Source organism: Flavobacterium hercynium (genome assembly GCF_002217285.1).
In the GTDB taxonomy this organism is placed as follows: Bacteria; Bacteroidota; Bacteroidia; order Flavobacteriales; family Flavobacteriaceae; genus Flavobacterium; species Flavobacterium hercynium.
The window spans coordinates 99563-119165 of record NZ_MUGW01000032.1; the positions used below are offsets into that span (position 1 = coordinate 99563).

Sequence of the window (19603 nt, forward strand, 5' to 3'; positions counted from 1 at the left end):
TGTATAGAGAATAAGCATTAGAAGTTCTTTTAAGTTAAAAGCATAAACTTATTAATTACTTATCACGTTAAATTGATTTTGTATTGGAATTTTTTCTAAATTTAAATAAAAAACATGGAAGAGAGAGAGACTTTTTTGAAAGAATTCAGAGGTGAAACTTTAGGCACCGTAAGCGCTCAATCTTCTTCGGAGGAGCTTTTTCAAAATCAGACACTTAGACCTATTTTAAAACTTCAGAACGATTTGTTTTTAGCTGTTTTTAGCAATTATGTTAATAAAAACAAACCCAATTTCTATTCTTATACTGTCGAAAAGAAACTGCAAACCATCGAAAACTCTATTCAGAAAGATATAAAGTTCAGAAATTCTTTAAAAGGAATTATAATGGCGCTTTTTACTATTGAAGAATATGAAACGTATATTCAGAATTCGTCCAGCTTAAACAAAAGAATGATGAATTTGCTGATTGAACGTTTGAAAAGTCAGGTTCAGTTGTTTGAATTAGAAACTAAATAAGACACATTTAAAATTAATGTTTGATCAATTCCGAAATAAATTTTCAATAAGTGATGAAAAATGGAAGCAATACACCAGTTATTTTGAGCGTATTGAAGTTCCTGCTAAAACTGTTCTTTTAGAAGAAGGAGAAGTTTCGAAGAAGCTTTTTATAATTGAAAAAGGCTGTATTCGCGTTTGGTTTAATAATAACGGAAAAGATCTTACGACACAGTTCTTTTTCGAAAATCAAAGTGTAGCTTCTATTGAAAGTTTTATGAAGAAATTTCCAAGTTCAGTTGTAATTGAAACAATTGAACCTGCTGTTTTATGGTGGATTTCTAAAAACAATCTAGATATAATTCTTAAGGAAATCAAAGAAATTCCTGATTTGAGAGATCGATTGTTTGATATGCTTTTTGAGCGAACATTTGATTACATGAAGTACTTTGTTTCATTTATAAAAGACTCCCCTACTCAACGTTATCTTGCTTTAATTAAAGAAAGACCTCAAGTTGTTGTACGTGTTCCGCAACATTACATTGCTTCTTATCTTGGAATAAGTACCGTGCACTTGAGTCGTATAAAAAGTAAGTTTGTTCAACAAAAATGAACTAATTTTTATTTGATAACAAATGTTATCGTCTGCCCGAAATTGGCGATCTAATTTTGCTTCATAAAATTTAATAATTATGAAAGCAGCAGTAGTTTACAAAAAAGGCGCAATGCCACAATATTCAGAATTTCCGGAACCAATTGTTCAAAGTGAGAATGAAGTTTTACTTTGCGTAAAAGCAGTAGCTATTACCAATCTTGACAAAGGAAAAGCTAGCGGAAAACATTATTCATCTGAAAATGATTCTCAAAACGGATTTGTAGTGGGCAGTGATGCCGTAGGCTTATTAGAAGATGGTACACGTGTTTATGCTCGTGGTATAAGCGGTACGATTGCAGAAAAAGCGATTGTAGAAAAAAACAGAATGGTTCTTTTACCAGACGGAATTAGCGATGCAACAGCGGCAGCACTTCCCAATGCAGTTGCAGGTTCAGCGATGGCATTGAAATTTAGAGCCGGAATTAAAGCTGGTGAGACAGTTTTAATAAATGGTGCGACAGGTTTTACAGGGCAAATTGCAATACAGCTTGCAAAATATTATGGTGCGAAAAAAGTAATTGTTACCGGAAGAAATGAACAAACACTCCAAGGGCTTTTGAAATTAGGAGCAGATGAAATTGTTTCGCTTAATCAAGATTCTGAAAGCTTTATTGCTCGAATCAAAGAAATTCAAGATCATACCCCAATTGATATTATTCTGGATTATTTATGGGGAAATCCTGCCTCTTTAATTTTAAAAGCTTTGCAAGGAAACGGATCCTTTACGCATAAAGTTCGTTTTGTTACGATTGGCGCAATGGCGGGTGAAAGTATCGAATTGTCTTCGGGGACTTTAAGAAGTACCAATCTTCAATTATTAGGCTCTGGTTTAGGAAGCTGGACGAAAGAAGAAGTGAAATTGTTATTTTTAGAAATTCTACCCGAAATATTCGCTCTTGCCGCACAAAATAAACTTCAAGTTAATGTAGAAGAAGTTGTACTGGCAGATATTGAAAAAGCCTGGGATTTGGAAGTTTCAGATGGGAAACGATTAGTAGTTATTATTTAATAAACTGAACGATTTTATTGTAATACCTAACAGGTTTTGGAAACCTGTTAGGAGACACCATATTTATCTATTTATTATCCTAACAGGTTTCCAAAACCTGTTAGGTATTATTTTTGGGAAGATGTGCTTTATAAGTTCAATTAAATATCTATTTTACCCGACAGGATACAATAAAATAGTTGCTGAATATCTTCCTTTTGTTTTTACTTTTATGATCGAACTTAGTGTAAAAGCACCGTCTAATGTATATTTGTCTGTTAACACAAGAATATGGAAATGAGTGTGTTCTTTATATAATTCCACGCCATTTTTAGATAGGTTTTTATAACTCTTGATTTCCTTTTTCTCTAAAAAACAATGTATTTTTTTTGTACTTATGCTTTCATTAATAATTTTAGTAACGATCTCTAGTCCTTCATTATCACTCACTTTCATGTTTTAATTTTTAGTTAAGACCTTCCATTAATTGTAAACTTTACAATCAACTTTGATAATAACAGCATAAATTTTGAAAGGTCAATTTGATCTCTTTAAGAATTTCTTGGAATAGCTCTTAACTGATAGATTTTTTTTCTTTACTAAAAATCTTTTTAACAAATAAAAATGAGGAATCTGGAACAATACAATGCTTAAAATTTTTGCAATACTTTTTCATAATGTGGTAATTTGGATTTATAATGTTTATGTAAAAAAATAGGCGTGGACATTGCACCACACTAAATCCAGGATTACCACACCCTTAAACAAGCAATGATACAAGCCACGCCATAACGGCGCACCTCATATACATTATTTGCTTGTTAAATCGAGAAGCCATTGAGCCTCAGAGTGGTAATTCGGATTTAGCAATAATGTAATTAAGCACGAATATTTTTACGACGTAAATGTAAATAAAAAGGATCACATAAGAAAAACGTATTTAGTTTTTTGTAAGTATTGTTTTTACTTTTTAATAAAGCGAATAATTTTATTGTAATACCTAACAGGTTTTGGAAACCTGTTAGGTATTATTATTTTTAATAGAAAACTTAATATTCCAATAATTCCTTTAAAACCTGTTCAAAACGATTTTTAGGTAAAAATTGATCTTCTAAAGCTTTGGTAAACGGAATTGGAGAATCTAAGCTGGCAACTCTTTTTACGGGAGCGTCTAAATACTCGAAACATTCTTCCATAATTAAGGCTGAAATATCACTGGCAATTCCACCAAATAAAGTGTCTTCTTGGTAGATGATTGCTTTTCCTGTCTTTTTAACAGAGTTGAAAATAGCTTCTGTATCTAAAGGTTGTAAAGTTCTTAAGTCGATTAAATCAGCTTCGATTTCAGGATTATTTGCTAAAGTTTCTAAAGCCCAGTGTACCGGAGCACCAAATGTAATGATGGTCACCGCACTACCCTCTTTTAATAAAGCTGCTTTTCCTAACGGAATTGTATAATAGTCTGCTGGAACTTCTTGGTAAATACTGCGGTACAATTGTTTGTGTTCAAAAAACAATACTGGATTTGGATCGTTTATAGAAGTATTTAGTAATCCTTTTGCGTCATACGGAAAAGCTGGATATACAACTTTTAATCCCGGTGTTTTGGTAAACCAAGCTTCATTCGTCTGAGAATGAAAAGGTCCTGCCTGAGTTCCGCCTCCGCAAGGCATTCTAACGACAACATCGGCTTTTTCGCCCCAGCGGTAATGTGATTTTGCTAATAAGTTTACAATTGGATTAAATCCGGTAGAAACAAAATCAGCAAATTGCATTTCGACAATTGCTTTGTAACCGTTAATAGATAAGCCCATTCCGGTTGAAACAACTGCACTTTCGCAAATTGGTGTATTACGAACTCGTTCCTTTCCAAACAAATTGGTAAAGCCATCTGTGATTTTAAAAGCGCCTCCGTACTCGGCAATATCCTGCCCCATGATCACCAGGTTTTCGTGGCGTAACATTGATTGTTTTAAACCGCTGCTAATGGCATCAATAAAACGAATATTTTCGCTTGGCAACGTTGGGTTAACTTCTTCAAAATTATATGGTTTATATACATCGTCTAATTCTCCGCTCAAAGTAGGAACGATATCCATTTCGGCATTCGCAATAGACAGATTTATATCAATTTCATGTTTAATTTCTTCATGTAATTTTTCGTCAATTTCGGCAGTTAGAATTCCAAGTTCAGTTAAATAGTTGCGGTAATTTCCAACAGGATCTTTGGTAGCCCATTCGTCCATTAGTTCTTCCGGAACATATTTCGTACCGCTGGCTTCTTCGTGCCCACGCATTCTAAAAGTTTTAAATTCTAATAAAACCGGATGCGGATCTTCCTGCATCTCTTCTTTTAATTTTGTTATTTTATTGAAGATTTCTACAATATTGTTTCCATCAATGATATAACTTTCAATTCCGTAACCAATACCTTTATCTGCAAGGTTTTCACAAGAATATTGCTCATTTGTAGGTGTCGAAAGTCCGTAACCGTTATTTTCTATAATAAACATGACAGGAAGTTTCCAAACTGCTGCAATATTCAGCGCTTCGTGAAAATCGCCTTCACTTGTAGCGCCTTCTCCTGTAAAAACGGCTGTAACTTTTTTATTATTCTGTAATTTATCAGCTAATGCAATTCCGTCTGCAATTCCTAATTGCGGACCTAAATGCGAAATCATACCAATAATATTGTATTCCTGAGTTCCAAAATGAAAACTACGATCTCTACCTTTTGTAAAACCACTTGCCTTACCTTGCCATTGCGAAAAAAGACGACGCAACGGAATATTTCTTGTTGTAAAAACACCAAGATTTCGATGCATTGGCAAAATGTACTCTGATTCGTCTAAAGCTGCAGTAACTCCAACAGCAATAGCTTCTTGCCCTATTCCTGAAAACCATTTAGATACTTTTCCTTGTCTGATTAGAATAAGCATTTTCTCTTCTATCAAACGTGGTTTTAGTATTTTTTTGTATAAGTCTAATAATTGGGAGTCGGTTAGGTTTTGTCTGTAAAAGATCATTTAATTTGTTTTTAGTAGGTCTCAAATATATAAAAATATAACAATTCTGTTGATATTTGTTAAATATTTTAAATTTAAAAATTGTTTGTTAGCTGAAATAAAAATAGAAAAATTTCTATACGATTTACCCAATTCAATTTAAAAAAGTAAAATTCTATTCATTTCTATATTAATTTGTTTTAAAATGTAAGTTTTTAGACTGAAAAATAAGGTGTTAGGATATCTTCAAAATTAAACAAGCCTTCTTTTTTGTCGGCCAAATTTTCGGCAACAAAGATAACGCCACTACCAAAGGCTTCCCGTGAAATACTTTCGTGTATAAGGCGCACAGTTTGAAAAGGGAATCCAAAAACAACTTCGTGTTTGCCTACAATTCCACCCGCACGTACCGAATTGATATCGTCTTTTTCTAAATCCAGTGCTTCTGCAATTTTTAGTGCTGTTCCGGAAACACCGTCTTTTCCTTTAAAATGTTCTTCAATTATTTCGATATCAACCCAAGGAGCAATTTTCTTTAGAAATTTAGACGCAAATAAAAGATAGTTTACACCTAATGTAATGTTGGGGCTCCAGAATACAGTTGTTAGACTGGAAAGTGATTTCATGAACTCTTTTTCTTTTTTTGTATAATGTGATATGGCGGAGATGATCTTTATTTTTCGCTCGCTTGCTGCTTCTCCGTACCCGTAAATACCGTTATTCGACGAGAAGTCTATTATAATGTCTACAGGTTGTTCATCAAGCAATTTTTCGATAGCCATTGTACCGCTTGAATAGATTTTGCCTTGTTCTTCAGAATCAATTCCTAAGTACTCTGCTGTATTGCGATTGTCGAGCGTACTGCTTTTTTTCATGACCCATTCGAGGGAAAAATTTTTGTGTTGTAATATTACTGAAGCTACTGCTTTTCCGGTTTTCCCGAATCCAATTAGTCCTATTTTCATATCATTGTTTTTTATAAAAATAGAACTTTTTATTAAAAAATCGCGTTTTATCGTTGTTATTAACATCTTTCCTCTGATGAAATGTCTTATAATTGCATTATAGTCAAAAATAAATCCTTATAAAGATCTTTAAAACAAATGAATTTTATAAAAATTTTAAAATTGTAATCTAAAATATTATATACCTTTGTTTGTGAAAGGGTTTATGTCCCTTTTTTTCTTAAATAAAAATGTAAAGTATGCAAAACATTCCTAGTGTAGACTTACGTGATTTCCTTTCGGACAACCCGGAACGTAAACAAAAATTTGTAAATGAAATCGGCAGTGCATTTGAAAACATTGGCTTCGTAGCCCTAAAAGGTCATTTTTTAGATGACAAATTAGTAGACGAGCTTTATGGCGAAATTAGAAAATTTTTCGCCTTGCCAATTGAGACTAAGCATAATTATGAAATCCCTGGAATTGGCGGACAAAGAGGCTATGTTTCTTTTGGAAAAGAACATGCTAAAGGTCGTAAAGAGGGAGATTTAAAAGAATTTTGGCATTTTGGACAGTATGTTGACAGCGATTCGAAATACGCTTCAGAATACCCTGAAAACGTTGAAGTAAAAGAATTACCGCAATTTAATGCTGTTGGTAAAGAAGCATACCAAATGCTTGAAAAAACGGGTGTTTACGTTTTAAGAGCGTTGGCATTGCACTTAGGTTTAGATGAGTTTTATTTTGACAATTATGCCAAAGACGGAAACTCTATTTTAAGACCTATTCATTATCCTCCTATTACTACTGAGCCAGAAAACGCGATTCGTGCAGCGGCTCACGGTGATATTAACTTGATTACACTTTTAATGGGTGCGCAAGGTAAAGGATTACAAGTTCAAAATCATGACGGAGAATGGATTGATGCTATTGCAGCAGACGACGAATTGGTTATAAATGTTGGAGATATGTTGTCAAGACATACAAATAACAAATTAAAATCGACTATTCATCAGGTTGTTAATCCTCCTAGAGAATTATGGGGAACGTCAAGATTTTCGGTTCCGTTTTTTATGCACCCGGTAAGCGATATGCGTCTGGATTGTTTAGAAAATTGTATTGATGCTGAAAACCCAAAGAAATTTGAAGATATAACAGCTGGTGATTATTTATACGAACGTTTAGTAGATTTAGGTTTAATTAAAAAATAATTTTTAAATTTACGAGAAGTAATAAAAAGGCATTGAGTTTACACTTAATGTCTTTTTAATTTTTAAGATATAACAATGGACTTACAAGATCAATTAAAAAATTTATTTCCCGATCATATCGAATCGAATGAACCTGAAGAAGTTCAGGAGCAGGAACATGTTCTTTTTATTCAAAAAGAGCCTATGATTTGTAAATTCGAAAAGCGAAAAGGAAAAGCCACTACCATAATTGAAGGCTACGAAGGATCTGATGAAGATTTTAAAATCCTGGCTAAAGAAATTAAAACAAAACTAAGCGTTGGCGGAACATTCAAAGATGCTTCAATCATCATTCAGGGCGATTACCGCGATAAAATTATGGCAATTCTAAAAGATAAAGGATTTAAAACAAAACGTGTAGGCGGTTAGGAATTTTAGATTTATGATTTTAGAATTTAGATTTTTGATTGAAAAATTAAATGATTGAAAGATTGAAAAATTTTAAAAACATAAATTGAGAAGACGCACTGCTGTGCGCCTCTACAATACGCGTCTAAGGAAAAAACCTTTGTCCCTTTGCACCTTAGAACCTCAGTACCTTTAAAAAAAAAAAGAAAAAAAATGATACAAAACTCAGAATTAATACTTAATCCGGACGGGAGTGTTTACCACTTGAATTTGCTTCCGGAACATATAGCAAACGATATAATTTTTGTTGGAGACCAAAACAGGGTTGAAAAAATAACGCAATTTTTTGACTCGATTGAATTCTCAACACAAAAAAGAGAATTTAAAACCCAAACGGGAATTTACAAAGGAAAAAGAATTACTGTAATGTCAACCGGAATTGGTCCTGACAACATAGATATTGTTATAAATGAATTAGATGCGTTGGTTAATATTGATTTGAAAACACGTCAGCCAAAAGAAAACTTAACGTCGCTAAATATTATCAGAATTGGTACTTCGGGCTCTTTGCAGGCTGATATTCCGGTAGATAGTTTTGTAATGTCTAAATTTGGATTAGGCTTAGATAATATGCTTCGCTCCTACCTGATTGATAAAGTAACGCATTTTGCTCTTGAAGAAGCTTTTAGTGCGCATACGAATTGGGATATCAGAAAAGGAAAGCCTTATGCTATTGCCTGTTCTGAAAAATTAGAAAAAATAATTGAATCAGATAAAATCTTTAAGGGAATTACAGCTACAGCAGGAGGATTTTACGGTCCACAAGGACGTGTTTTACGTTTGGATATTCAGGATCAGGATTTAAACAGCAAAATGGATAATTTCAATTTTAATGGTGAAAGAATCACGAATCTTGAAATGGAAACGGCTGCTATTTATGGCCTTTCGGCACTTTTAGGACACAATGCTTTGTCACTTAATGCTATTATTGCCAATCGTGCTTCAGGAACTTTTAGTGAAGATCCTTATAAAGCTGTTGATGAGTTGATCACATACACATTAAACAAGCTTGCAGGAAATTAATCAAAACAAGTACGTTTCGAAAATTGTATAAATCGAATATAAAAATGTAGGTTATGTTTTTACGAGTGGCACGACATACTAATAATTTAGAAGAAATTGAAGCTTTCTATGTTGATCTATTAGGATTTGAACGCTTAGGTGGTTTTCAAAAACATAATAATTATGATGGCGTTTTTATTGGTAAATCCGGTTTAGACTGGCATTTTGAATTTACGCAATCAGAAGTAAAAGCCAATCATATATTTGATGAAGATGATGTAATTGTTCTTTATCCTAAGACCATTTCGGATTATGATGAATTAATAAACAGACTTTTACGAAAGGATATTGCAGTAATAGAAGCTGTAAATCCGTTTTGGAACGAAAATGGAAAGATGATTCAGGATCCTGATGGTTACCGAATTGTTATATCACCTTTGAAAGCAGTAATAAGCGAAATAGAATAAATATTAAAATAAAATGGCAGAAACACATAAAAAAATACTATTTAAATATTACAGCACTTATTTAGAAGAAGTTGTCTCAGAAACAATGTGGTCTGAGATTATTGACGAAGAAAAAGGCCATTATAAATTAGATAATATTCCGTTTTTTGGACCTTTGATCGCAACAGATGATATTTTTCGTGCAGAGTATGACGAGAATGAAAAGTTAATCATGCATAAAGAAACTATTGAGCATTCCGGAAATTCTATTGTTCAGATTTTAATTTTAGAAAAAGGATTTGATAAAGAAGTAATCAGAGAACAGCTGAAACAGATAAATTGTTTATCAGAAGGTTTAAATGATACTTTTTTGGCTGTAGAAGTTACAAAAGAAGTAGATTACAGCATTGTCAAAAAACTTTTGAATGAATATGAATTAAACGCTATTATAGAATTTGCCGAACCTTGTCTTTCTGATAAACACAGAAGTGATTTAAGACAAAACTAGTTCAAAAACAAAAGCATAAAAGAATAAAAGCAAACAAACTTAAGAATACGCATACCAACCAAACTTAAACTTAAACTAGAATGAAAACTGTAAAAATTGTAGGTGTCCCGGAACACTTCAATTTGCCATGGCGTATAAGTATCGAAAATGGTGATTTTGAAGCGGAAAATATTGATTTGCAATGGAATAATATTCCAGAGGGCACTGGAAAAATGTGTCAGATGCTGCGTGATGGCGAAACAGATATCGCGGTTATTTTGACGGAAGGGATTGTTAAGGATATTATTGCTGGAAATCCGAGTAAAATTGTTCAGATTTATGTGCAATCGCCCTTAATCTGGGGTATTCATGTAGGCGCAAAATCAAATTATGAAACGATAAAAGACCTTCAGGATAAGAAAGTCGCCATTTCCAGATTAGGTTCAGGATCGCAATTGATGGCGTACGTAAATGCTAACGATCAGGGATGGAAAACGGATGATATAGAATTTGAAATTGTAAATACAATTGACGGCGCTGTTGAAGCCTTGACCAATGGTACAGCAGATTATTTTATGTGGGAACATTTTATGACAAAACCTTTGGTTGATCAGGGTATTTTTAGACGTGTTGGCGACTGCCCTACTCCATGGCCATCATTTGTGATTGCGGTACGTGATGAATTTTTGAAAAAGAATCCAAAAATAATAGATAAAATTTTGGAAGTAATCAATAAAACAACGCGTGACTTTGCACAGATTCCTAATATTGATAAAACATTAGCAGAACTTTTTAACCAACAGCTCGAAGATATTCAGCAATGGTTGAAACTTACACAATGGTCGCAAAAACACTTAACTGAAAAAGCATTCGATAAAATTCAAAATCAATTATTTGATCTGGGAATTATTGATAAAAAAAGTACATTTGTAGAAACGGTAAAAGCGCTGTAAATTCTGCTTTTTGATTCTTATGATAAATTTTCCTAAAATTGACTTTCCGCAATTAAAATCCAAATTACAGGTGAAATCACCCTGGGATAGGATTATTATAATGCTGTTGAGTCTTTTGATAACGATTCCTGTTTTTATCATTCTGCATCAAAATCTAATAGATTTAGAATGGCCTTTTAATCTTGACCGTATTTTCATTTTTATCTTTGTTTTACTGGGGATATTTTTTCTTTTAATGTACTTGCGAACGATTATTATTGTTTGTATTGTAGCTTATTTATTGTTTTTGATTTACGGATCAGTAATTGGTAATTATGGTTTCACAGAGATTTCAGAAGATTATAATTCGATGATTTATACGATGTCTGATAATCCTTATCCACAGGATATTATTGTAGCTAAATTGCTTCCGTTTCCTAACAAATCAAAGATTTTAAGCGCCATTGAATATCAGAATCCAAAGGTTCGAAATTTTGCGATCATGTCAACCACAAAGCATTTTAAAGGCATAAAAGGCTATTCTGACTACAGAACTATTATTCAGTGTTTTGCTGTCTTTAAGGAGATCAATAACCGCTGGAATTATGTAAACGATCCTAAAGAAGGCGATTATATTGCAACAGCAAGTGAATCACTAGAATACTTTTCGGGAGATTGCGACGATCATTCCATTTTAATGGCCGCTGCTATTCGTTCTATAGGCGGAACTCCGCGGCTTATTCATACCAAAGGACATATTTACCCTGAAATCTTAATTGGTTCTTTAATCGATTTAGAAAAGGTCAATTATTTGGTTAAAAATGTTTTGTTTGTAAATGAAAGCAGAAAAAAGACACTTCACTATCACATAGATGAACGTGGTCAGGTTTGGTTAAATTTAGATTATACAGCAAAATATCCCGGAGGACCTTTTATGTACGAAGAAATTTTGGGAGCTTTGACGTTGAGATAATCATTTTTAAGGTATAATAAAACAGTAAATCCGTGTCTCAAACTGTCGGAAAGTACTGAAAATACAGACTTTCACGAAAACGTTTTCTTATTTTGTAATTCGTTGATTTTTAGAGTTATTGAAAATATATTTTTTGTAACTTGTTTCATGTTTAACCTTTAATCTATAACCATGAAAAAATCTAAATTATTACTCTTAGGAATTGCGTTGTTCGCCGTAGTATTGACTTCCTGCACTAAAGGAAGAGGGAAATTAGTCAACTCCTGGAAAATTGCTGCTGTAGAATCGAAAGGCTCTTTGTCTGATTCTATAAAAAATGCAATGCTGTCGCAATCGAAGCTTACATTTACTAAAGACGGACACGTATCAGGTATTTTACAGTTTGAAATAACTGATGGAACTTTTGCTTTGTCTAATGGTGGAAAGAATCTTGTAATTAAAGATGAAACTGGTACTCCTTATCCTTTTGAAAGCACAATTACCGGGGATGAATTAATATTAGACAATAAAGAAATCAAAATGACATTTAAAAAAATATAAAAGCATTAGCATAAATAGAGTACTTTGAACGAAAGTCTAAAAGCTCCTTAACGGTTTTGTTAAGGAGCTTCTTTTATTTTACACTTTTAGTATATTTGATTTATTACTATTCGTATTTTAAATATTTTAAAACATCGATTTTGGTTACCTGATAGGCTTTGCCCAGAACAATTATAAGGGTTAGCGTTAATAAGGAAACGAATGCAATTATAAAGGGCAACAATGGAATTTCAATACGATATGCGAAATCTTCTAGCCATTTTTTGAGTAAAAGATATGCTGGAAATACACCTATTAAAAATCCTATTATACAGTATATTATGTATTGTTTGGATAACTCTTTCAGTAAAATATTTGTTGGTGCACCAAGCGTTTTTCTAATCGCTATTTCACGTAGTCTTCTGTCCATTGAATATGATGCCAAAGCAAATAATCCGAAGACAGCAATTAAGATCACGATAATATTTAGCAATGAAAACAGATTTTTTTGATCTTCATAATCTTTAAAGGTTCTTGCAAAGTTTTTATCGACAAAATTATATTCAAAAGGATATTCGGCATCAACATTGGTTTTCCAGTATTTTTCAAGATTCGCAATAGTTTCTGTCATATTCTCCGGTGTCACTTTAACCGAGATATAATGCATATTATCTTTCATATAATCTATAGACGAAATATGAAGAAAAATCATAGGATTGACGTTGTATTTGACATTAAAATAATTAAAGTCTTTTACAATACCTACGACTTTAAATTTTTTACTTTGCCAGTAAATTTCCTTGTTTAAAGGATCTTTCTCCAGTAATGTTTTAGCAGAAGCTTCGTTTAGCAAAACATTAGAAATGGTGTCCGAAGCCAGTTTATCAGTCAGATATCTTCCTGATACCAATTTGATTCCTAAGTTTTCTAACATTCCAAAATCGATTCCCATTTGTTGGGTAATGACTTCTTTGTGATCTTTGTATACCAGACCAGACCAGGAATTCTCCATACTTCCAATAGAAAATAAACCCGCAGAAACACTTTCGACTCCTTTTATTTTTTGAAGGTGTTGCTTAATAGTTTTATATCGGTCAAATTGTCTTTTTCCTTTTTGTGGCTTAAAAACAATGTCCATAACCTGAGCTCCTTTAAAGCCTAAATCTTTCTCAGACATAAAACGAACCTGTTGATACACTATAAAAGAACCAATGATAAAAAAGGTAGCAATTGCAAATTGCAAAACCAGCATTCCGTTTCGTAGCCAGACACCGCTTTTACTTCTTGAAAAGTTCCCTTTTAAAACTTTAAGAGTTTCAAAATTAGAAATGTAAACCGCTGGCAGAACACCGGAAACAAAAACAACGATAATGAAAATAAAGATCAACTGAACGAAAAACTGTGATCCAATAATAACTAAATCTTTGCTTAAGAACGAGTTATAAAAGGGTAATGAAAGTTCGACAATAACAAGAGCCAGCAAAATTGAAAAAAGCGTTGTCAGTACAGTTTCAAATATAAATTGATAAACAATCTGCAATTTACTGGCACCAACCACCTTCCTTACTCCTACTTCTTTGGCGCGTTTTATAGCATTAGCAGTAGCTAAATTAATATAATTGACAATTGATAATAGTAGAATAAGAATTGATAATCCCATTAAAATCTGTAAAAGCTGAAGATTTCCGTTTCCCTCAGCAAAAGAGTAATTTCCTCTGTAAAGTCGTGCATCCGGAAGTGACAGCAATTTTGTTGTTGTTGGATTACCGTATGCTTTTACAAAAGCTTCGTACGTCATTCCTTCATTTTGCGCCTGCTTTTTATAATTATATTCAACATAAATATTGTTCAATTGTAGTTTAACAATAGTCGTATCACGTCTGTTTTTTAGTTTTAGCATTAAACCGTAATTGAAACCCCAATTTTCTTTGTCGTTTTTTAAATCTTCTTCGATTACTGTGGTTATCGCTTCCGGCATGGAGGAAGATTTTTCATTAAGGCGGTAAATACCTCTTACAACAAACATTTTGTTTTCATATTTTACCGTTTTTCCCATTGGATCTTCATTCTTAAATATTCTGGAAGCAGTTTCCTCTGAGAATACAATGCTATTGCGGTCGTGAAGTGCCGTTTTTCTGTCACCCTTAATAAATTCATAAGGAAAGAAAGAAAAGTAATTACTTTGTGCAGAAAAGAATTTCTCTATTACGAAAATTTTACCATTGTAAATGACGGTACTTTTCATATAGTTATCTCTCATGTAGCAATATTCATCAAGTTGTGAAGATGTTGCTTTCAAATAAGGTGCTGTTGCAGCGGAGTTTACGGTCCAGACGTTTCCCCCGCCAAGATCATTTAGAACAGAGTATATTTTATCCTTTTCAGGATTCCATTTGTCATAAGAATGCTCGTCATTCCAATAGAGAATAGAAAAAATAATTCCTGCAATTCCAATACTTAATCCCAACGTATTAAGAAGAGAAAAGAGCTTGTTTTGCTTTAAATGGTAAATGAATATTTTGATCCAGTTGAGTATCATAAGATTTTGATTTTGATTGATTTGCTTGTTAGCATGATGATGATTGAAACTTCCGTACGGTTTTTATACTTTAAAAACGTCTACATTTCTTTGGTTTATTTTTTCAGAAAAAACAACGCCATCTTTCATAAAAATTGTCTTCTGCGAAAAAGAAGCGTCATAATCAGAATGCGTAACCATAAGAATGGTAGCACCACCAGCGTGCAGATCCGTTAAGAGTTCCATAACTTCATTTCCATTTTTACTGTCCAGATTTCCAGTTGGCTCATCGGCAAGAATAATTTTAGGATCGTTGATCAATGCTCGTGCAACGGCTACACGTTGTTGTTGTCCTCCTGAAAGTTGTTGCGGAAAATGTTTTAAACGATGTGAAATTCCTAATATGTTAGCTATATTGTTAACTTTATTACTTCGTTCTGCAGCTGCTACATTATTGTAGATCAAGGGTAATTCGATATTATCATAAACAGATAATTCGTCAATTAGATTGAAATTCTGAAAAATGAAACCGATATTTTCTTTTCGGGCTTTCGATTTCTGCGTTTCTTTTAATCCTACCATTTCCTGACCAAGCAGTTGATAGCTTCCCGCTGAAGCACTATCAAGTAAGCCTACGATATTGAGTAAAGTAGATTTTCCGCTTCCCGAAGGTCCCATAATGGTTATAAAGTCGCCTTCATTGATCGTTATTGAAATATCGCTTAAGGCTTTGGTTTCGACTTCTTCTGTCCTAAATACTTTTGACAGGTTTTTAACTTTAATCATATTTAAATTTTAAAAGGTTGTTATTTGAGATTGATTAGAAAAGATTTTGGATCTCGTTTTAGCATAATTTATTCTTTTCCGAATCCTGAAATAGAAACCGATTTAAACTAAAACTAAGATAATTGGTAATACGCATAATAGATACTTATTTTTGTTATTTTTACTATTAATTATAAAGCTGATTGCTGCTAATTTGTTGAACTTAAGGGGATTTTCGTGCCAATAAATTAAAATTTGCAACTTCCTTATTTTTAAGATATTATTTTTAATGTAATTTTTTGAATGTCCATTATCGGACACTTTTTGTCCGAAACCGAACAACCATGAAAAAAACGAACACTTCAATTTTAGTTATCGACGATCAGGAAGACATCCTTTTTGCATCAAAAATGTTCCTGAAAAAGCATTTTGAACATATTTTTACGCTCAATAATCCCAAAAACATTGTCGAATTATTGTCTAAAAACAGTATTGATGTCGTTTTATTAGACATGAATTACAGAATTGGATTCGAAGACGGAAGAGAAGGTTTATACTTATTGAAAGAAATAAAAACGCTTTCGCCAAGAACAGTTGTTATTTTAATGACGGCTTTTGGAAAAGTTGAAACAGCCGTAGAAGGTTTAAAGGCAGGCGCTTTTGATTATATCTTAAAACCCTGGGAAAACGATCGATTACTTGAAGTAGTAAAACAAGCTGTTGATAAAGCTCGAAAAGAACAAAGAAAAGTACAACCAATTACGTTTACGAATACTTTTTTTACAGGAAATTCAGAAGTCATAAAAAAAGTATACACTGTTGCTGATAAAGTAGCCAAAACAGAAGCTAATGTGTTGATTTTAGGAGAAAACGGAACAGGTAAATTTGTTTTAGCACATTATATATACAGTCAGTCAGAACGGAAGAATCATCCGTTCGTACATGTCGATTTAGGTTCACTTAATGACAATATTTTCGAAAGTGAACTTTTTGGTTATGCCAAAGGTGCTTTTACAGATGCCAAAGTTGATACTCCCGGACGATTTGAAATGGCTCAAAATGGTACTATTTTTTTAGATGAAATAGGAAACGTTCCGTTGCACTTACAATCGAAGCTGTTGCAGGTTATTCAAAACAGAACTGTGACGAGATTAGGTGAATCTAAAGCGAGACCTTTGAATGTGCGCATTATTACAGCGACCAATTTAAATTTAAAAGAACAAGTCGCTGAACGAAATTTTAGAGAAGATTTGTATTATCGCATCAATACAATGGAAATTGTGCTGCCTCCGCTTCGGGAACGTCATGATGATAAAATTCCGCTTGCTGAATACCTTTTAGATAAAATGATTGCGAAATACGGAAGAGATAATATTTCTTTTGAGAGTAAGGTTTTAGAACAAATAGAAAAACATGCCTGGAGCGGTAACATTCGCGAAATGGAAAACAGGATCGAACGTGCCGTTATTCTTTGCGAAAATAATCTCATTACAGCTTCTGATCTTGATTTAGAGCGTGTAACTCATTATGAAGACAATCAGGAAGATACGCAACTCTCTTCTATCGAGAAGTCAACGGTTGAAAAGGCATTGCTAAAAAACAATAACAATATCAGTAAGACGGCAGAAGATTTAAGATTGTCCAGAGGAGCGCTGTACAGACGTTTAGAAAAATATAATATCAGTACCAATTAACTATGTTTAAGTCTTTAAAAATATATCATTTACTGTTTATTCGCCTGATATTAATTCTTGTGGTAATGACAATTACTATCAAAATTGAAAGCAGTACATTATTGTTTACCCAGATATTTTTGGGTTTCATCGCCCTAATGCTAATGGTCGAGCTTTATTTTTATGTAAAAAATGCTTTTTCGATTTATGAAAGAACAATAGTCTCGATATTACAAAACGATTTTACTACAGATTACTCCAAACATAAATCGTATAACAATTATGTGAACTTATTTCAATTGTATGAAAATCATAAGAATAAACAAAATGAAGAAGTGTCAAAAGACATTGTTTACCGTTCTATTTTAAACAATATTGAAACAGGAATTGTGATACTGCAAAAAGAAAATAATGATTGGAATGTATTCTTGATGAATGATTATTTCTGCAGCCACTTTAATGTTCCAAAGGTTTCAAAGTGGAAATACCTCAAAAATCAATTGCCTTCTTTGTGTGAAGTAATAGAACAACAAGATTTCAGAGAAGTAAAAACATCTTTGGAAATTAGAGTGAATCAGCAAGATACACAGACGTTTGCCATGCAGACTTCGAGAAGCGAAATTTATGGTCAGGATTATTTTATTGTTTTACTGGATTCGATTCAGAATGTAATTGATAAGAAAGAAAAAGAAGCGTGGATTAACCTCATGAAAGTTATCTCGCATGAATTACTTAATTCTGTTACCCCTATTCGATCACTTTTACAGAATTTACAGGAGTTAGTACAGCAGGAAACCATTTCGGCAGATGATATAGAAGATATGAAAAGCAGTGTCGCAGCGATGTTGCGACGAAGCGATCATTTACAGCAATTTATAGAAGGTTACCGCAAACTGGCTATGTTGCCTTCTCCTCAAAAAGAAAAAATTGATTTGCAAAAGCTAATAGACAATAGTCTTCAGATTATGTCACCTTTGTTTAAAAAAAATGCTATTGAAGTAATCAATAAAATAACTTTTAATCATTATTTATTTGTTGATGCACAGCAAATTGAACAGGTTCTTATCAATCTTTTCACGAACTGCATTTATGCTTTGAATGAAATAGAAGAAAAGCGAATTACTATTACTTCAGAAATGAAAGATAACCGATTTTTTATCATGATTACAGATAACGGAAACGGTATCGAGAAAGAAATTGAAAACAAAGTATTTCTGCCCTTTTTCACCACGCGTAAAGAAGGTGCCGGAATTGGTTTAACCTTGTCTAAAAACATAATCGAAGCGCATAATGGTTATCTTGCTTTGAAAAATGAAGAAGGTCAAACGACTTTTACCATTTGTCTGATAGAGAATTAAAGATAATAATGCTACTTTTAGTGCCTATTAAACCTGAATTACATGCTTCAAATTTTTGAAAAACGAGCAAGTCACATTCCTGCATTACAGAGGATATTTCTGGAATCCCGTCAAAAAACATTTCATTGGTTAGACACAAGTGACTACAATATAACTGATTATGATCATCAGACCGAAGGTGAATTTGTTCTCGTAGCTGTTTTAGACGATGAAGCTGTGGGATTTATTTCGTTATGGATGCCCAATAATTTTATACATCACTTGTATATTGACGAGAAACATCAGCATCAAAAAATAGGTTCTAAATTACTCGAAGAAGCTATTCAATTGATGGAATCACCAATAACACTTAAATGTCTCGCCAACAATACAAAAGCAATTGATTTTTATACTAGTAAAGGGTTTATCCAAACAGAAAGAGGAAAATCTGCTCAGGGAGAATACATATTATTTTCGTTTAGGAAATAATTCATTTTATAGCTGACACACTGTTGTCATGCAACTTGTATAATTTTGTATTACTAACGTATTAGTTAAGACCAACAAACTAAGCTCAGAACAAAATACAACAACATGATACCACTTGATTTAGATACTTTTTGTCCGACATGTCCAAACGATTGGCGCGAATGGCTGGCTCAAAATCATGATTCAAAGCAATCTGTGTGGCTTGTATGCTATAAAAAGCAAGCAAATGTCCCCACAATTTCATGGAGTGACGCTGTAGATGAAGCTTTGTGTTTTGGATGGATTGACAGCACCAGAAAATCTATAGATGATCAGCGTTTTATACAGTTTTTTTGCAGGCGTAAACCGAACAGCGGCTGGTCAAAAATTAATAAGGCTAAAGTAGAGCGTTTAATTGCTGAAGGATTAATGATGCAGGCGGGTCATGAAAGTATTCTAAAAGCCAAAGAAAATGGCTCCTGGACTATTTTAGACGAAGTCGAAGAATTGCTTGTTCCGGAAGATTTACAGAAAAAACTATCTGAAAATGAAATAGCTGCTGCTTATTTTGAAGGTTTAAGTAAATCGGTTAAAAAAATTATTTTATACTGGATTACATCTGCCAAAAGAACGGAAACAAGGCAAAATAGAATCAATGAAGTCGCTACACTTGCGGCTCAGAAACAAAAGCCAAAACAGTTTTAGCGTTTATTTTTTTGTATTTATTTACTTTCATTT

At 33.0% G+C, this 19603-nt stretch carries 20 protein-coding genes; 15 read left to right on the top strand and 5 right to left on the bottom strand.

Annotation, left to right across the window (positions count from 1 at the left end):
• The first annotated feature begins 114 nt into the window (after positions 1 to 114).
• The 3 genes from B0A66_RS15640 to B0A66_RS15650 all read left to right on the top strand — a co-directional run bounded on the left by B0A66_RS15640 (position 115) and on the right by B0A66_RS15650 (position 2159).
• Positions 115 to 516, top strand: a complete 402-nt coding sequence (locus B0A66_RS15640; protein ID WP_089050791.1) for a glyoxalase — start codon at positions 115 to 117, stop codon at positions 514 to 516.
• Positions 517 to 532: 16 nt separating this feature from the next.
• Positions 533 to 1108, top strand: a complete 576-nt coding sequence (locus B0A66_RS15645; RefSeq protein ID WP_089050792.1) for a Crp/Fnr family transcriptional regulator — start codon at positions 533 to 535, stop codon at positions 1106 to 1108.
• Between the two features lie 79 nt (positions 1109 to 1187).
• Entirely contained in the window at positions 1188 to 2159 is a 972-nt protein-coding gene (locus B0A66_RS15650) for a quinone oxidoreductase family protein (RefSeq protein WP_089050793.1), read from the top strand.
• A gap of 153 nt (positions 2160 to 2312) precedes the next feature.
• Here B0A66_RS15650 and B0A66_RS15655 read toward each other — a convergent pair whose 3' ends face one another.
• The 3 genes from B0A66_RS15655 to B0A66_RS15665 all read right to left on the bottom strand — a co-directional run bounded on the left by B0A66_RS15655 (position 2313) and on the right by B0A66_RS15665 (position 6108).
• Complete coding sequence (locus B0A66_RS15655) at positions 2313 to 2594, bottom strand: hypothetical protein (RefSeq protein ID WP_089050794.1); 282 nt, start codon at positions 2592 to 2594, stop codon at positions 2313 to 2315.
• Positions 2595 to 3187: 593 nt separating this feature from the next.
• A complete protein-coding gene (locus B0A66_RS15660) occupies positions 3188 to 5164 on the bottom strand; it encodes an alpha-ketoacid dehydrogenase subunit alpha/beta (protein ID WP_089050795.1) in 1977 nt (658 codons plus the stop codon).
• 194 nt (positions 5165 to 5358) lie between these two features.
• Positions 5359 to 6108 carry a 4-hydroxy-tetrahydrodipicolinate reductase gene (locus B0A66_RS15665; RefSeq protein WP_089050830.1) on the bottom strand — a complete coding sequence of 250 codons (750 nt, stop codon included), beginning with the start codon at positions 6106 to 6108 and terminating at the stop codon, positions 5359 to 5361.
• Positions 6109 to 6347: 239 nt separating this feature from the next.
• Here B0A66_RS15665 and B0A66_RS15670 point away from each other — a divergent pair, with 239 nt between their 5' ends.
• The 8 genes from B0A66_RS15670 to B0A66_RS15705 all read left to right on the top strand — a co-directional run bounded on the left by B0A66_RS15670 (position 6348) and on the right by B0A66_RS15705 (position 12125).
• Entirely contained in the window at positions 6348 to 7298 is a 951-nt protein-coding gene (locus B0A66_RS15670; RefSeq protein ID WP_089050796.1) for an isopenicillin N synthase family dioxygenase, read from the top strand.
• A 75-nt stretch (positions 7299 to 7373) separates the two neighbouring features.
• Entirely contained in the window at positions 7374 to 7706 is a 333-nt protein-coding gene (locus B0A66_RS15675; RefSeq protein ID WP_089050797.1) for a translation initiation factor, read from the top strand.
• A 192-nt stretch (positions 7707 to 7898) separates the two neighbouring features.
• Positions 7899 to 8768 carry a nucleoside phosphorylase gene (locus tag B0A66_RS15680; protein WP_089050831.1) on the top strand — a complete coding sequence of 290 codons (870 nt, stop codon included), beginning with the start codon at positions 7899 to 7901 and terminating at the stop codon, positions 8766 to 8768.
• Between the two features lie 53 nt (positions 8769 to 8821).
• On the top strand, positions 8822 to 9214 hold the full coding sequence (locus B0A66_RS15685) for a VOC family protein (RefSeq protein WP_089050798.1): 393 nt from the start codon (positions 8822 to 8824) through the stop codon (positions 9212 to 9214).
• Positions 9215 to 9227: 13 nt separating this feature from the next.
• Positions 9228 to 9701, top strand: a complete 474-nt coding sequence (locus tag B0A66_RS15690; RefSeq protein ID WP_089050799.1) for a DUF4265 domain-containing protein — start codon at positions 9228 to 9230, stop codon at positions 9699 to 9701.
• 80 nt (positions 9702 to 9781) lie between these two features.
• Positions 9782 to 10633 carry a substrate-binding domain-containing protein gene (locus B0A66_RS15695; protein WP_089050800.1) on the top strand — a complete coding sequence of 284 codons (852 nt, stop codon included), beginning with the start codon at positions 9782 to 9784 and terminating at the stop codon, positions 10631 to 10633.
• Between the two features lie 19 nt (positions 10634 to 10652).
• Positions 10653 to 11585, top strand: coding sequence for a transglutaminase (locus B0A66_RS15700; protein ID WP_089050801.1), 933 nt, complete (start codon positions 10653 to 10655; stop codon positions 11583 to 11585).
• 171 nt (positions 11586 to 11756) lie between these two features.
• A complete protein-coding gene (locus B0A66_RS15705) occupies positions 11757 to 12125 on the top strand; it encodes a hypothetical protein (protein WP_089050802.1) in 369 nt (122 codons plus the stop codon).
• A gap of 106 nt (positions 12126 to 12231) precedes the next feature.
• Here the strand turns inward: B0A66_RS15705 and B0A66_RS15710 are convergent, their stop codons facing one another.
• Both B0A66_RS15710 and B0A66_RS15715 read right to left on the bottom strand, forming a co-directional pair.
• On the bottom strand, positions 12232 to 14643 hold the full coding sequence (locus B0A66_RS15710) for an ABC transporter permease (RefSeq protein ID WP_089050803.1): 2412 nt from the start codon (positions 14641 to 14643) through the stop codon (positions 12232 to 12234).
• Positions 14644 to 14706: 63 nt separating this feature from the next.
• Complete coding sequence (locus B0A66_RS15715; RefSeq protein WP_089050804.1) at positions 14707 to 15408, bottom strand: ABC transporter ATP-binding protein; 702 nt, start codon at positions 15406 to 15408, stop codon at positions 14707 to 14709.
• Positions 15409 to 15731: 323 nt separating this feature from the next.
• Here B0A66_RS15715 and B0A66_RS15720 point away from each other — a divergent pair, with 323 nt between their 5' ends.
• From B0A66_RS15720 to B0A66_RS15735, 4 genes are all read left to right on the top strand, one after another.
• Positions 15732 to 17081: a sigma-54-dependent transcriptional regulator gene (locus B0A66_RS15720; protein WP_089050805.1), complete on the top strand. Its 1350-nt coding sequence runs from the start codon at positions 15732 to 15734 to the stop codon at positions 17079 to 17081.
• A 65-nt stretch (positions 17082 to 17146) separates the two neighbouring features.
• Complete coding sequence (locus tag B0A66_RS15725) at positions 17147 to 18418, top strand: sensor histidine kinase (protein WP_244283513.1); 1272 nt, start codon at positions 17147 to 17149, stop codon at positions 18416 to 18418.
• Positions 18419 to 18460: 42 nt separating this feature from the next.
• Positions 18461 to 18886: a GNAT family N-acetyltransferase gene (locus B0A66_RS15730; protein WP_089050807.1), complete on the top strand. Its 426-nt coding sequence runs from the start codon at positions 18461 to 18463 to the stop codon at positions 18884 to 18886.
• A gap of 105 nt (positions 18887 to 18991) precedes the next feature.
• Positions 18992 to 19570, top strand: coding sequence for a YdeI/OmpD-associated family protein (locus B0A66_RS15735; RefSeq protein WP_089050808.1), 579 nt, complete (start codon positions 18992 to 18994; stop codon positions 19568 to 19570).
• Positions 19571 to 19603: the final 33 nt, after the last annotated feature.

Excerpts from the sequence above, each read along its gene's own strand:
- B0A66_RS15730 (WP_089050807.1), top strand. The coding sequence starts at position 18,461 with ATGCTTCAAATTTTTGAAAAACGAGCAAGTCACATTCCTGCATTACAG.
- B0A66_RS15675 (WP_089050797.1), top strand. The coding sequence starts at position 7,374 with ATGGACTTACAAGATCAATTAAAAAATTTATTTCCCGATCATATCGAA.
- B0A66_RS15690 (WP_089050799.1), top strand. The coding sequence starts at position 9,228 with ATGGCAGAAACACATAAAAAAATACTATTTAAATATTACAGCACTTAT.
- B0A66_RS15680 (WP_089050831.1), top strand. The coding sequence starts at position 7,899 with ATGATACAAAACTCAGAATTAATACTTAATCCGGACGGGAGTGTTTAC.
- B0A66_RS15710 (WP_089050803.1), bottom strand. The coding sequence starts at position 14,643 with ATGATACTCAACTGGATCAAAATATTCATTTACCATTTAAAGCAAAAC.
- B0A66_RS15640 (WP_089050791.1), top strand. The coding sequence starts at position 115 with ATGGAAGAGAGAGAGACTTTTTTGAAAGAATTCAGAGGTGAAACTTTA.
- B0A66_RS15665 (WP_089050830.1), bottom strand. The coding sequence starts at position 6,108 with ATGAAAATAGGACTAATTGGATTCGGGAAAACCGGAAAAGCAGTAGCT.
- B0A66_RS15645 (WP_089050792.1), top strand. The coding sequence starts at position 533 with ATGTTTGATCAATTCCGAAATAAATTTTCAATAAGTGATGAAAAATGG.
- B0A66_RS15670 (WP_089050796.1), top strand. The coding sequence starts at position 6,348 with ATGCAAAACATTCCTAGTGTAGACTTACGTGATTTCCTTTCGGACAAC.
- B0A66_RS15735 (WP_089050808.1), top strand. The coding sequence starts at position 18,992 with ATGATACCACTTGATTTAGATACTTTTTGTCCGACATGTCCAAACGAT.
- B0A66_RS15685 (WP_089050798.1), top strand. The coding sequence starts at position 8,822 with ATGTTTTTACGAGTGGCACGACATACTAATAATTTAGAAGAAATTGAA.
- B0A66_RS15655 (WP_089050794.1), bottom strand. The coding sequence starts at position 2,594 with ATGAAAGTGAGTGATAATGAAGGACTAGAGATCGTTACTAAAATTATT.
- B0A66_RS15705 (WP_089050802.1), top strand. The coding sequence starts at position 11,757 with ATGAAAAAATCTAAATTATTACTCTTAGGAATTGCGTTGTTCGCCGTA.
- B0A66_RS15720 (WP_089050805.1), top strand. The coding sequence starts at position 15,732 with ATGAAAAAAACGAACACTTCAATTTTAGTTATCGACGATCAGGAAGAC.
- B0A66_RS15715 (WP_089050804.1), bottom strand. The coding sequence starts at position 15,408 with ATGATTAAAGTTAAAAACCTGTCAAAAGTATTTAGGACAGAAGAAGTC.
- B0A66_RS15700 (WP_089050801.1), top strand. The coding sequence starts at position 10,653 with ATGATAAATTTTCCTAAAATTGACTTTCCGCAATTAAAATCCAAATTA.
- B0A66_RS15695 (WP_089050800.1), top strand. The coding sequence starts at position 9,782 with ATGAAAACTGTAAAAATTGTAGGTGTCCCGGAACACTTCAATTTGCCA.
- B0A66_RS15650 (WP_089050793.1), top strand. The coding sequence starts at position 1,188 with ATGAAAGCAGCAGTAGTTTACAAAAAAGGCGCAATGCCACAATATTCA.
- B0A66_RS15660 (WP_089050795.1), bottom strand. The coding sequence starts at position 5,164 with ATGATCTTTTACAGACAAAACCTAACCGACTCCCAATTATTAGACTTA.
- B0A66_RS15725 (WP_244283513.1), top strand. The coding sequence starts at position 17,147 with ATGACAATTACTATCAAAATTGAAAGCAGTACATTATTGTTTACCCAG.